Genomic DNA, 14,426 nt, shown 5'->3' with positions numbered 1-14,426 from the left:
AGGAGTACTCCCGTGTTACCTCAACCGAATTCATATAAGGATGATGACATAGCTATCATAGGGATGTCTGGCGTATTTCCGGGTGCAGATGATCTGGAAGAATTTTGGAGCAATCTTGTAAGTGGTACGGATCATATTGGGGAATTTCCAGCTGCCAGGAAAGATGAACTTATAAATGTCATTCCCGATGTTAGGGACCGCGACTTTATGAAATCAGGCTACCTTGGACAAGTGGCACAGTTTGAACCGGAGCTATTCTCGATCAGCCATGAAGAATGCAGGTTTATTGACCCTCAGCAGAGACTTCTGATCGAGCTTGTGGAAGAAGCGATTTTGAATGCGGGTTACGATCCCGTTCAGCTTGCCGAGCATCATGTTGGGCTATACTTTTCCAGCAACCTGAACAGTTATACCGACAAGATTGCAACAGATTCGGCAATGAAGTTTCTTAATGGCATTCCTTCCATGAGTGCAGGGAGGATCGCCTATATCTACAATTTTCATGGACCGGCCCTCACGTTCGATGCCGCATGCTCATCGTCTCTGGTGGCATTTCATTATGCCATTCAGAGCTTAAGAGCAGAAGAAGCGGATATAGCCATAACGGGCGGAACAAGCCTGACCATTCTGCCGGAAGAAAAGAAAGATATTCATAAGCAGAGTGTACTGTCACAGGAACAGAAGGTTCGTGCATTTGATAAGAAGGCGGACGGAACAGTCGCCGGAGAAGGCGGCGGTATTGTTATCCTGAAGCTGCTTAAGAAGGCGCTTTATGACGGCGACACTATACATGCCATAGTTAAAGGAAGTGCCGTTAACAGTAACGGCAGCAGATCAAACGGAGTGGCGGCGCCTAGTGAGCGGGGACAGGCGGAAGTAATCAAGAAGAGCATAAAAAATGCCCGGATTGACCCATTGAGCTTATCCTACATTGAAACTCATGGCACAGGAACCAAGATCGGCGATCCCATTGAAATCGCCGCGGTAACGAAAGCATTGGATGAGCTTGGTTACAGACGGCAGTATGTAGCTGTTGGTTCTGTCAAGTCCAATATCGGACACTTGGATTCGGCGGCAGGAATCGCCAGCCTGCTCAAAGCGGTTCTGAGTTTGAAATACAAGCAAATTCCGGCCTCGATTAACTTTGAAGCCCCAAATCCGCTTATCGATTTTGAGAATTCACCGGTATATGTAAATGATGTGTTGGCTGATTGGAGCGCGGACAAGGTTCGAAGAGCAGGAGTGACTTCGCTGGGGCTGATTGGAACGAATTGCTTTGCGATCCTGGAAGAAGCTCCCGAACCAAACGATGCGCTATCGGCAGGGCACGATAACGTGGTAATGCTTTCTGCCCGCACTGCATCTTCTCTGGAGAAAATGGCGGCAAAGCTGCTGCGGTATTTAGAGCGGCACAGGGATTTGAATATCGACCACATCTCCTTTACTTTGAATACTGGCCGAAGAAATTTGTCGCACAAAATAGGTTTTGCCGCCCAATCCACAGAAGAATTGCTGGACGGGCTGCAAGCGTTCCTAACTAAACGAGACAACCATCGCCCGTTTGAAATCAACAATAAGTCTGCATTCAATGCAATCTACATCCTTCCGGATATGGAGGATGCGGAAATCCAATCATTCGGCCAGTTGTATACGAAACATCCGCAATTCAGAAGATGGGTGCAATGGGGCAAGGCCCGAATCACAAACGAAAGCGATCTACAAGATCCCAATGTCATGTACCTCCTACATATGTATGCGTACGTGAAATTGGCGGAGGCATACTCCATTCCCATTAAAGCTGTCTTGGGAATGGGGAAAGGCGATCTTGTTGCGGATTTGGTGACAGGGAAGAAATCTTTTGAGGAAACCTTGCAGCGGGTAAAGCTCTATAACCAACCGAAAAAAGCAATCGAAGGGGAGAAATTGAAAGCCCTCGGGGCGCAACTGCTAAAAGCCGGGATTCATACGGTTGTGACGTTCTGCTTCAAACCGGAGCTTTTCGCAGCCTTTGAACAAGCATTTTGTCAGCTTTCGGGAATTGTATTATGGAATTTGAACCAACAGAGCCGCAGTTTCACCCACACTGTAATCTCCTTGGTACGAAGCGGACTGGAGATTAACTGGAATAAGGTCTACGAAGGCGAAGGGCGCAAGCGGGTCAGCTTGCCAGGGTATGTGTTCCACAAAGCGCATTACTTTATTCAACCGGGAGAACTGAACTTGCCGATACAAGGCAACTCACCAATTGAAGCGGTGGAAACGGCAGAAGCGGAAGAACGAACCGGCCTTTCTGTGCGGGAGAACCTGCTTCATATGTTTGGCGAAGTATATCACAAGCAAGATTTCACCCTGTCTGATTCGACTGCCAATCTGGCTCTGGATTCCATCATGATCATGCAGTTCGCGGGCAAGGTCAAGAAAGTATACGGAGTTGACGTCCCTCTCTCCCTGTTTTTCGGTGACAACAGGCTCGGCGAGGTGTTTGACAGCATAGAAGGCTCGATCGGCAGTCTTACATCATCCGCGAATAAGATCATGAAGCAGCCTGAGAGGGAATATTATCCCGCATCTTCTCCTCAGAAGAGGGTGTACATCCTCAATCAGCTGGCCAATGATCATACGAGCTATAATATGCCGGGTGCCATGATCATCAATGGAGTGGTGAATCGGACCGCCTTCGAGCAAGCATTCCAAACTCTTATAGAACGGCACGAAAGCTTGCGAACAACCTTTGAGTTTGTTGACAATGGGTTAGTACAACGAATCCATCCTGGTTTTCAGTTCCATATGGATTACCTTGAGGCGGAAGAAGACGGTGTTCAGCGTGTCATACACGATTTCGTCAAGCCCTTCGATGTAAGTCGGCTTCCATTACTGCGGGTTGCCCTTGTCCGGCTGGAGCCGGATAAGCATCTCTTCCTGTTCGATATTCATCATATCGTTTCGGACGGGCTGTCCATGGGCATCTTGATTGAAGAATTAATTCAGCTTTACGAGGGTGCTCCATTGCAGGAGCTGAGCATTCAATATAAGGATTTTGCAGTATGGCAGGCAGAGTGGATGCAATTGGAAGACTTTCACAAGCAGGAGCAGCATTGGCTTCAGGTATTTGCTGCTGAAGCTCCTGTACTGGCTCTGCCAACAGATTACCAGCGTCCGCCGGTTCAGAGCTTCGAAGGGGATAGTTGGAAATTCGAAGCGAGTCCGGAAATTGCTCTACGATTGTTCGAGATGGCTTCGCAAGAAGGCACGACCCTTAATATGCTGCTGCTGGCCGCCTATAATGTCCTTATGTACAAGTATACAGGACAAGAGGACATCGTAGTGGGGACGCCGATTGCCGGAAGGCGTCATGCGGACTTGGACAATGTGATTGGTATGTTTGTCAATACTCTCGCCATGCGGAATTATCCTGCAGGCTCCAAAACATTCCGGACATTCCTGAATGAAGTTAAGGAGCATGCAGCGCAGGCGATTGACAATCAGGACTATCAATTTGAAGATTTGATCGAAAAGCTCGACTTGAAGAGGAATCAAAGCCGCAACCCCTTATTTGACACCATGTTTGTTCTGCAAAATATGCACAGCGGCCAAGCGGATTCGGGCAGCTTAAGGTTCGAGCCCTATCTGCTTGGCAGCAAAGTCTCGAAGTTCGATCTGAACATGACGGCATCCAATAATGAGAAACACATTTACTTTGATCTGGAATACTGCACTAAGCTGTTTAAAGAAGAGACTATTAAGCGAATGGCCGGGCATTATTTGAAGATCTTGACGGAAATTACAGAGAATCCGCTTATTGAACTTGATCGGATTGATATGCTGTCTGCCGATGAGAAGAAGATGCTGCTTGAGAGCTTCAACCGCACGGAGAGCGATTATGAGAAGGATAAAACCATTCACCGGATGTTTGAAGAACAGGCCAAGAAATCTCCAGAGAGAGTAGCCGTTGTATTCGCTAACCAATCATTGACTTATGGAGAGCTGAATTCCAAAGCGAATCTGCTGGCTCAAGAGTTGCGGCATCGGGGGGTTGGGAGAGACAGCATTGTGGGATTAATGACGGAGCGATCTCTTGAAATGATGGTCGGTTTGTTAGGAATATTGAAATCAGGGGCCGCATACTTGCCCATTGACCCTCAATATCCGAAAGAACGGGTAGAATATATGCTGGATGACAGCGGCACCCGAGTGCTTCTGACACAGGGCAATCGCGTCAGCCTTCCTCATTTCCATGGAGACCGGATTGACCTTCAGCAAGCCGAGCTTTGGCGCAGGGAGTCGAAGGATATTCCGGATGTCAACGGCCCCGATGATTTGGCATATATTCTCTATACCTCCGGCTCTACCGGAAAACCGAAGGGTGTCATGATCGAGCACAAGGCCGTAATGAACTTCATGAAGGGAACGGCGGAGCAGATTGATTTTTCGGCTAATAAAACGGTCTTATGTCTGACGACAATTTCCTTTGATATTTTTGTTCTGGAAACATTGCTGCCGCTTACGAGAGGATTAAGGGTTGTGGTAGCCGATGAGCATCAACAGGTTGATCCTATGCTGCTGGGCCAACTGATTATTTCAAATCAAGTGGACATGCTTCAGACCACGCCATCGCGACTTCAAATGCTGCTTAGCGATTCGGAGGGCTTTGAATCTCTTCAGCGTCTCAAAGAGATTATGGTAGGAGGAGAAGCGTTCCCGGAAACCCTGCTGGCAAAGATGAGGAAATTGAAAACCACGAGAATTTACAATATGTACGGCCCTACGGAGACGACGGTTTGGTCTGCCGTTAAAGATATGACCGATGCGGAGTCCATTAGTATTGGGAAGCCTATCAGCAATACCCGTCTCTACATCGTGGATAAGAACAACCGCATGCAGCCGGTCGGGGTTCCTGGTGAGCTGTGCATAGCAGGAGACTCCTTGGCCCGGGGTTACTTGAACCGTCCCGACCTTACCTCGGAGAAGTTTGTTCCAAATCCGTTTGAGCCAGGTCATAAAATGTACAAGACCGGGGATATGGCAAGATGGCTGCCGGACGGTAACGTTGAGTTTATAGGACGGGCGGACAATCAGGTAAAGATCCGGGGTTACCGGATTGAACCAAGTGAAGTGGAGTCCTGCATTCTTCAATGCGATATGATCAAAGAAGCGGTTGTTGTTGCCAGAGAGGATGCCAGTTCCAATAAATATCTGGGTGCCTATTACACGGCAAGTGAACCCGTTGCACCTGCGGTTATTAGACAATATTTATCCAAGGAACTGCCGGAGTACATGATTCCCTCCTATTACATGCAATTGGAACGTATGCCGCTTACACCCAATGGCAAGCTTGATCGAAAGCAGCTTCCGCCATTTGAAGCCAATGTAAGCTCAACGGCCGAATATATGCCTCCGGAAACGGAGACGGAGGGAAAGCTTGCAGCCATATGGCAAGAAATGTTGGGATTGCAGCAGATCAGCATAAATGATAATTTCTTTGAAATCGGCGGACATTCCTTGAAGGCCGCGCTATTTATAGCCCGGGTCAATAAGGAATTCGGATTTCAGATACCGCTTCGCGAAATCTTCAAACAGCCAACGATCCGAAACATAGCGGGACTCATCGATTCCTGCAATGACAGGGTGCAATCCCCCATCCTGCTTGCCGGTGATAGAGCTTATTATCCTGTCCCTCAACAGGTGCAGGAGGTGATTAGACATAGCCTTGCACGCGATACCGGAACGCTGTACAACAAGACACTGGTCACCATCATCGAAGGGCTATTAGATCGACCGCGGCTTGAGTATGCTTTCGGAAAATTAATTCAAAGACATGAGATATTACGAACATCATTCGATATAAAGGATGGTGTGCCCAAGCAAGTTGTGCATAAGGAAGTGCAGCTTCCCATAACGGAAATTGTACCGATCACCATGGAGATCGACGATGCCATCAACGATTTCGTACGGCCCTTCAAACTGGATCAAGCTCCTTTTATACGGGCAGGACTAATGGAGATGGATACAGACAAACATGTATTCATTCTGGACATGCACCAGACGATAACTGATGGCACCTCCGGAAATATTCTCGTTGCGGAAATGCTGACTCTCTACACGGACGTGGAATTGGAAGAGCTGCCCCTCCAATACAAGGATTACTCCGTATGGTTAGCAGAACAGAGCGGTTCAGAAGAGATGAAGGTCAAAGAAAGATTTTGGTTGGATAAGTTTGCAGGTGAGCTGCCTGCATTTGATTTCCCGACGGATTACGTAAGGCCGGCCATCCAAAGCCTTGAAGGGAGCCGTCTCAAGTTTGTACTGGATAAAGAGCTGATATACGATCTGAAGCAATTTTCTGCGGATTCCGGGGCAACGTTATTCATGACATTGTTCGCGGCATATAATATTCTGATGCACAAGTATACCAAACAGGAGGATCTTGTTATCGGCACTTCCGTCGCAGCCAGACCGCACAGTGATTTGCAGAAAGTAATAGGCAGCTTTACCAATAGCCTTGCCATGAGGAATTATCCAAAACCACAGCTGTCGATCATGCAATTCATAGATAGTGTCAAGGAGAACACGTTAAGTGCATTTGAAAACCATGAATACCGGTATGCAGATCTCGTAGACAAGCTGAAGCTGCGCGGGGATGCCAGCCGCAACCCGCTGTACACGACAATGTTTGTTCTCCACAATATGGAGATAACGGAGGCCCAAATGGGGAACATGACCTTCACTCCCTATGAGCAGGAAAAATGCATGACCAAGTACGATTTCATCTGGCACGCTCATGAAGCTGAGGACGAGATCCGGGTTGACCTCATGTACAGCGCCGGGTTGTTCCGAAGGGAAACCATTCATCGGTTATCACAGGATTATATTAGTGTGTTGAAGCAGATGATCCGAAATCCAAATGCGGCAATTTGCGATGTTTCTGTAGTTGGGTTTCAAATTATGACTACCTAGAGGTGAGATGTTGAAAAAAGGTACGCTCGCTGCCCACAATATCAGGATTTTGTTTTGGGTTACGATATTGCAAGGAACCAGCTTTATTGCTCCGGTGCTTACCCTGTTTTATTTTGCAAGGGGTTTGATGGAGATTCATATTTTGCTGCTTCCCGTGTTTTGGAGTTTATCTCTTCTCATTGGGGAGGTTCCTGCGGGAGTATATGCGGATCGCTTTAACACCAAAATCTCGTTTATTACCGGTTCGATAATACGTTTGGCGAGTATCGGCATTCTGCTGTTCGCCAATGAACCTTGGCTGTTCTTCTTAAGTTCTATTCTGAACGGGCTATCGGTCGCCTTCTTCTCCGGTTCGGACCAGGCATTGATCTATGACTCGCTTAAACAATCGGATGAGGAACATATGATGGACAGTGCAGTTGGCAAGATTCAATCAGCCACATTCATCGCGACCATGATAGCCGTTGTAATCGGAGGATTCATTGCGCAAGATCTGCGAAACGAACAATTTATTCTATTAATTTCATTAGGGCTAATACTTAACGTGGCTTCCATACTATTCATCCTGTTCATCCGGCCTGTGACAGGGGAAGCCGATGCAGAAGAAAGCCCTGCTGCCTCTGTTATGGAAGGGGTGAGAGTCATTAGGCAAGCTCCCCAGCTGCTGGTGATGGTATTGAATGCTACACTGGTTTTCGTTGCAGGTGTAGTGGCATTCGAAGCCTTTGACCAGCCGTTCTTAAAGGGCGCCGGGCTTCCCGTAGAATATATCGGAGTGATGTATGCGGTCGGTGCAGTTATTGGCTACTTCTCATCACGTTCTATCAGGTGGTTAACCAAGCGCTTTTCGAGAACCGCGATTCTGTTTGTTACCGGACTTTTAGCGGCAGGAGCCTTATTGACAGCAGGTTTATTCGGGAATTCACTAATGTTGGCATTAATCGTTTTCTTGGCGTTGAAATTTGTTAGTGCCGTTCGCGTTCCTGTCTACTCTCAATTAAGTAACGATCTGATCCCTTCCCATGTACGGGCGACCACGATTTCGCTATTGTCTATAGTTGACGGCGTTCTTGATCTGATCGTTTTTGGGACCTTGACGTTCTTTGCAACAGGCGGAATTTCGAGTGTCTATTTGGTTTGTGCGGGAATCGCCTTGATCGGGACCTTCCTGCCGGTCCGTACAATCAAACAAGAGGTAAAGGTACTGGGAGAGCAGCAGCAAGCATAACAAGAAAAAGGAAAAGCGTCTGAAATGCACAGACGTTTTTTCTTTGAACACGAATATGGCAATGGAGGAGATGGATGGATATGGGCAAGGTTGCTTTTGTATTTCCGGGACAGGGTTCCCAATATGTCGGGATGGGTAAAGCCTTATGTGAAGAGCATGATATTGCGGTTAAGCTGTTCGAAGAGGCAAACAGCGTTCTGGGCTTTGACCTGATGAAGCTAGTCTTTGAAGGTAGCATCGATGAATTAACCGAAACAGAACATGCGCAAGCCGCCATTTTGACTCATAGCGTTGCAGCCTTCCAGGTTTTCATGAAGGAGCATAAGGTTGAACCCGCTTATTTGTTAGGGCATAGTCTTGGGGAAATAACGGCACTAACCTGCGCGGGTGCCATTGCATTTCAGGATGCCGTAAGGCTTGTCTATCAGCGGGGAAGATTCATGCAGGAGGCAGCGGCAAAGGGGGTAGGAGCCATGGCCTCCATCCAGCAGGTTGATAGAGGTTTAATCGAGCAAGAGTGCGAGCGGGCTTCTGTTGGCGGGAAAATAGCCGTCGTTTCCAACTATAATTCTCCCCATCAAACCGTCATATCCGGCCATCGGGATATTGTAGCGAACATCTGCAAGACCTTGGAAGAAGCAGGGGGGATCATCGTTCCCCTGCAAGTAAGCGCCCCCTTCCATAGCCCGCTCATGGACAGAGCCGTTTCCAAATTTAGGGAGGTGCTGTCCAAACAGAGCTTCGACGATATGAAATGGCCGGTGCTGTCTAATGTAACGGCCACCCCTTACACCGGTCGCGATGCCATAGCCGGGAATCTCGCGAAACAAATGGTAAGTGCTGTGAGATGGCAGGATTCCATCGAATTTATTCAAAAACAGAGGGTTACATGGGCAATAGAATTCGGGCCAGGCAAAGTCCTTCGTAATCTCATCCAGAAGTGTACACCTTCTATCAGAGCCTTCTCCTATGATATCACGGCGGACCGGAAGTCGCTGGAGCAAGAAATTCGCAAGTCTCACGAAGAGGATGTCAATCTCCGTCAAAAAAATCTCGCTGCGGCCGTGGAGAGATGCATGACTGTCGCGGTATGCACCAAAAATTACAACTCGAATAATGAGGAGTACCATGAGGGGGTTATAGTACCTTACCGGACGATTAAACAAGTATTGCATGCCTATGAACAGGACGGTACCCCTATTACCATCGAAAAGGTGAATGAAGCTCTGCAAATGCTTAAATCTGTCTTTAGTACCAAGCGAACACCCACTCCGGAGCAAGCATTCCGATTCGACCTGATTCGAAAAGAGATGGAGGACTTGGAAATCTGCCTCGATTGGAAGGAGAGCCTCATTTGAATAGGATTATTACCGTGAAGGAAATCAAACCGTTACATTCGGGTATTAAGATGCTGATGGTTTTAATATGCATTGCAGCTTTAGTTGTTTTGACATTAGTATTACAATCGCCGCCAGAACCCAAATCAAGCCGCAGTCCCTTATCCGAGTTTTCATCCGAACGTGCAATGGTGCATTTAAAGCAGATTGCAGCTGACTTTCATCCGACAGGCTCAGCTGCGAATACGAAAGTCAGGCAATACCTTACGGATCAATTGAAAGAGCTTGGTCTGAATACGAAGGTCGATTCGTTTAACGGGGGCATAGAAACCCCATATTTTAGCGGTGAGATTGAACTGCACAATGTAATAGGTGTCCTCAAAGGAGCGGGAAATGGGAAAGCGGTTATGTTATCCGCTCATTACGACTCCGTGGCGACTGCTTATGGAGCTAATGACAACGGTGCGGCTGTAGCTGCTTTATTGGAGGTGGCCCGGGTGTTGAAGGCTGGGCCCGCCTTGAAAAACGATGTATGGTTTGTCTTTACCGATGCGGAAGAAAAAGGCTTGATAGGTTCTACCCTGTTTTGGAGGAATCAAGATTACATTGATAAAATCGGATTAACCGCCAATTTTGAGGCAAGAGGATCGAAGGGCTCTTCGATGATGTTTCAAACCAGCGATGACAACGGGAAGCTGATCCGGGAGTTCGCCAAGGCCTCTCCGACCAACCCTCTGGCAAATTCCTTCATGGGGGATCTATACAAGAAGCTTCCTAACGATACGGATTTCACTATATCTTTGAAGGCAGGGATACCCGGCTTTAATTTTGCTTATATTGACGGCTGGGAAACCTATCATACTCCAGAAGATAGCATAGAGCATGTCGATCTTTCTTCCTTTCAGCATCAGGGAGAGAACGCTTTGCTGATCGCCAGGCATTTTGGGGATATGGATCTTCAAGATTTACGTTCATCGAACGAAGTGTATTTCACATTTCTCGGCACATTCATTCACTATTCCGAGTCGTTAGTCAAACCTGTCACCGTCGTACTGGCCATTCTGGTTATCCTCCTAATAGCAGCAGCATGGTACAAGCGCCTTATAACCTTGCGGGGGTTGACCTATAGCATCGCGATGGCGGCGTTATGCATCATAATATCCGCTGTGCTGTCTCTAGGGCTGTGTTATGGAATCTATCAGCTCTGGGCTGAACGAATGACTCTGTTTAACGGAGATACATATGATTCGGGATTGTATAGTTTTAGCTTTTTGCTCATTACCATGGTAGTCCATGCTGTTCTCTTTCGTTTATTACACCGTAAAATTAATGATCTGGAATTCGTGTTGACCGGTATGCTGTTGTTCTTGGGTTTGCTGGCAGCCTCAGCGTTATATTTGCCGGGGGCAAGCTATCTTCTGACCCTTCCGTTACTTATACACGTAATCATTGTGGGATATTCTCTGATAAGACCGAGGCCACTGGACGCCCTGAATCATCCCATCTCTGTTGCGGCAGCCGCATTTATGCCGGTGGTTCTTTTTACAACTGTATTCCATCTCTTGTTTATTGGATTGGATCCATACGTAAATATTATAGGGGTAGGTATTCTCTCGATTCTGCTTATGCTGCTTCATACGTTGAATAAATCCTTCCTGTTTGCGCCGCGCATATTTATTCCGTTGGCATTAGCGGTCCTGGTGGCATTGGTTGGAACAGGTTTTGTCCATGCCATAAACCCAGGCCCCGCACGTCCTGTTTACCAGGATGAGACATCCACCCTGAAGAGTTAGGAGGTTCTGGATATGCATAATAAAATTCTTAAGACACTTTCTCCGGGAGCCGTGTTGGGCAATGTGATCTGCTTCCCGTTTGCGGGAGGAAACTCAACCTCATTTCGTGCAATGAGTCAGTTTTTTTGCGGTACGGGATGGGGGGTGCTGGCCATCGATCCACCTGGACACGGGACGAATACGGAAAATTTGTTGGAAGACCTCGACTCGATGGTATCGCTCTATGAGCGAACGATCCATAATGAGGTCTTCAAGCCCTTTGTCTTATTTGGCCACAGCCTGGGAGCATTAGTCGCTTATCTGCTCGCCCAACGTCTCGAGAAACATGGGATTATCCCAAGCGCTCTAATCCTGTCGGCAATGGGTCCGCCGGATGTGGTGCGTACAATGAGGTCATCATTACCCGATGAAGAATTATTCGATTATATTGTGGGTTTGGGAGGTATGCCAAGCGAACTTATAAATAATATCGAATTTCGTAAATTCATCATACCGATATTCCGCTCCGACTATAAAGCGCTTGATCAATTTATCCATACAGACCAAACCCCGATTCGCTCTCCCGCTTATGTTTTTGCAGGGAAAGAAGATACCGGATGCTCTCCGGAGTTATTGTTGGGTTGGAAAAGGTGGTTAACCTCATCTGAAATATTTGTATTCGATGGTGGACATATGTTTGTTGTGGAGCATCCTGAAGCTGTGGCAAAGAAGATTATTTCGATTGCAGACAGAACGGTAGTAAAACGTTAAATCTAGCCCACAGTAATTGACGCTGTGGGCTCTTTTTTGTGGAAATACGCACTAGCAAAGTTAATAGGGCAGCCTTAACCTTCGTTTTGGTTTAGCTTTCGATCATTACCTAAAAAGGAACCGATGGTTGGCAAGGATTTACATAACCAATACAACAATCTAACATTCTATTTACCATTCATTGCTAGACTTATCCTATTGTCCCTCGTGACGAAAATAAGAGGATAGAAGGAGATCAGGATGAGATTATTGAAGTGCTTCACAGTTATGCTGCTAGCTTTTCTGGTGGCAGCGGGGTCTTTGAATGCGGCAGGACCTGTATGGGCAGCAGAGTCTTCGGATGCTGCGGTATCCGTCAGCAAGGTGACGGTAACGTTCAATGGCGACCCCAAAACCTCCAAGGGGTTCACGTGGTATACGCCACAGGCTTCACAAAACAGTAATGTGCAGGTGATCGAAGCAACCTATGGAAAAGCGGAGTTTGACACCGGCCTCACGTTCAAGGGAAGAACCCAGGTATCTACAAACTCTCCGCTGGAAAATGTGCACAAGGTCGAAGCCACCGGCCTCAAGGCGGACACCGCTTATTATTTCCGAGTGGGAGACGCCGCGCTGAATGTATGGAGTGAAGCAGGAACGTTCCGGACGGCGCCTGCAAGCGGAGCCTTCACGTTCATCGACCTGGCCGATACGCAGGCGAAGACCGAGGATGAAGCGATCCTTTCCTCCGAAACGCTGGCCAAAGCGCTGGCAACGGTTCCGAATGCCGACTTTGTGGTCCATAACGGCGACATTGTCGATAACGGAATCAAGGAGGAACAATGGAACTGGCTGCTGGGACATTCTCAGCAAAGTCTGCTGAACACAACGATTGTACCGTCCGCAGGCAACCATGAAGATGAGAACTATGCATTCATCGAGCATTTTGATGTTAAACCGGCCGCAGGCTCGGCAACAGAAACGGGAGCGTATTACTTCTACGATTACAGCAACGCGCATTTTGTGGTGCTGAACACGAATGAGAACTCGGAGGAGTACGCGGATTTCTCCAAGGATCAGGTAGAGTGGCTGAAAAGTGATGTAAAAGCGGCCAAAGCGGCGGGCGCCCAGTGGATCATTGTGAACATTCACAAGGGACCGTACACGACATCGAACCATGCGACCGACAGCGACATCATCGGACCGAACGGAGTCCGCAACAAGATTGCTCCGCTGATGGCAGAGCTGGATATTGATTTTGTTCTTCAGGGGCATGACCATATCTACGCCCGCACCAAGCCGATCAAGAGCGATAACACTGCCGCTGCGGGAACGAAAATCACAGAAACCGTGAACGGCCAATCCGTGGAATACACGGTTAATCAGGACGGGACCATCTATTTAATCCCGGCGACAGCGGGACCGAAGGTCTATTACAAGAATCAGAAGCCGGCGCTTGGAGACAAGTATTACAGTTTGTTCGAGCGCGCGGAAGAAAACCATGCGGCGAAATACGGTCCGGACCCAAGTGACGCCACCCGTCCGAAGCGCAGTCAGGTACAGAACTTCATCGGCATTACGATTGACGGCGGCAAGCTGACGGCATTTACGTATGAAATTGACCAGAACTTGAACAATGGCGCTCCATACCTGATTGACCGGTTCGGTATTCAAAAAGTTGCCGCCACCGATACAGGAAGTAACAACAATAATGGCGGTAATACCGGAGGAAACAACGGTGGGAATACGGGGGGCACCAACAATGGCGGTGCAGTAACGACACCAACGATACCAGCCGCACCAACAACGCCAGCGCCAACCGCCCCAGTGGCAACGCTGAAGGATATTAACGGGCACTGGGCGGCATCTGCAATCAACAAGGCCGTGGAGCTTGGATTTGCCAAAGGATATGTGGACGGGACCTTCCATCCGAATCAAAAGGTCAACCGGGCGGAGTTTATTACGCTCCTGATGCGTGCTGTGAAACTTCCGGATACCGGGAAAGCACTGGGCTTCAAAGATGCGGGCAAAATTCCGGCCTGGTCGCAAGCCTTCATCGCGCAAGCTTTGGACGCGGGTATTATTGCTGGCTATAACGATAGCACCTTCCGTCCCGATCAGGTCATTACGAGAGCCGAAATGGCGGCGCTGATTGTCCGTGCTGGCGGGGTTCAGGTGAACCCTGAAGCGGCGCTGTCCTTTGCGGACGCCAAGGATGCTCCGAAATGGGCGGTTCCTTATATTGCAGCGATTGCGGATGCGGGGCTTGTGAACGGAATCGGCCAGAACCGGTTTGCTCCAAATCAAAGTGTTACAAGAGCGGAGGCGGTAGCCATCATTCTGGGGCTGCTGCAGCAGCGAGCAGGATAACAGCAGCTTTACCAC

Annotated in this window: 6 protein-coding genes; all 6 read left to right on the top strand. The window is 48.2% G+C overall.

The genetic code is table 11. The features are described 5' to 3' along the window. Positions 1 to 12: 12 nt before the first annotated feature. The 6 genes from L692_RS29950 to L692_RS29945 all read left to right on the top strand — a co-directional run bounded on the left by L692_RS29950 (position 13) and on the right by L692_RS29945 (position 14,411). The gene (locus tag L692_RS29950) at positions 13 to 6,954 is read left to right on the top strand and encodes a non-ribosomal peptide synthetase (RefSeq protein WP_156940560.1); all 6,942 of its coding nucleotides are present in this window, start codon (positions 13 to 15) and stop codon (positions 6,952 to 6,954) included. 7 nt (positions 6,955 to 6,961) lie between these two features. Continuing rightward, complete coding sequence (locus tag L692_RS0122890) at positions 6,962 to 8,182, top strand: MFS transporter (protein ID WP_312000863.1); 1,221 nt, start codon at positions 6,962 to 6,964, stop codon at positions 8,180 to 8,182. 74 nt (positions 8,183 to 8,256) lie between these two features. Next, complete coding sequence (gene fabD / locus L692_RS0122885; protein WP_198027811.1) at positions 8,257 to 9,540, top strand: ACP S-malonyltransferase; 1,284 nt, start codon at positions 8,257 to 8,259, stop codon at positions 9,538 to 9,540. Next, positions 9,537 to 11,312 (top strand): M28 family peptidase, encoded by a 1,776-nt coding sequence (locus L692_RS0122880; RefSeq protein ID WP_025702296.1) that lies wholly within the window; start codon positions 9,537 to 9,539, stop codon positions 11,310 to 11,312. Before fabD ends, L692_RS0122880 begins: the two co-directional genes overlap by 4 nt. 12 nt (positions 11,313 to 11,324) lie before the next feature. Then, positions 11,325 to 12,062, top strand: coding sequence for a thioesterase II family protein (locus tag L692_RS0122875; protein ID WP_025702295.1), 738 nt, complete (start codon positions 11,325 to 11,327; stop codon positions 12,060 to 12,062). Positions 12,063 to 12,302: 240 nt separating this feature from the next. Then, positions 12,303 to 14,411 carry an S-layer homology domain-containing protein gene (locus tag L692_RS29945; RefSeq protein ID WP_084463315.1) on the top strand — a complete coding sequence of 703 codons (2,109 nt, stop codon included), beginning with the start codon at positions 12,303 to 12,305 and terminating at the stop codon, positions 14,409 to 14,411. Positions 14,412 to 14,426: the final 15 nt, after the last annotated feature.

This window comes from Paenibacillus forsythiae T98, from assembly GCF_000520735.1.
Lineage (GTDB): Bacteria > Bacillota > Bacilli > Paenibacillales > Paenibacillaceae > Paenibacillus_AQ > Paenibacillus_AQ forsythiae.
Note: the sequence above shows the minus strand (reverse complement) of the source record. Positions and strands in the feature narration are given on the sequence as shown.

Excerpts from the sequence above, each read along its gene's own strand:
- L692_RS0122875 (WP_025702295.1), top strand. The coding sequence starts at position 11,325 with ATGCATAATAAAATTCTTAAGACACTTTCTCCGGGAGCCGTGTTGGGC.
- fabD (WP_198027811.1), top strand. The coding sequence starts at position 8,257 with ATGGATATGGGCAAGGTTGCTTTTGTATTTCCGGGACAGGGTTCCCAA.
- L692_RS0122890 (WP_312000863.1), top strand. The coding sequence starts at position 6,962 with ATGTTGAAAAAAGGTACGCTCGCTGCCCACAATATCAGGATTTTGTTT.
- L692_RS29945 (WP_084463315.1), top strand. The coding sequence starts at position 12,303 with ATGAGATTATTGAAGTGCTTCACAGTTATGCTGCTAGCTTTTCTGGTG.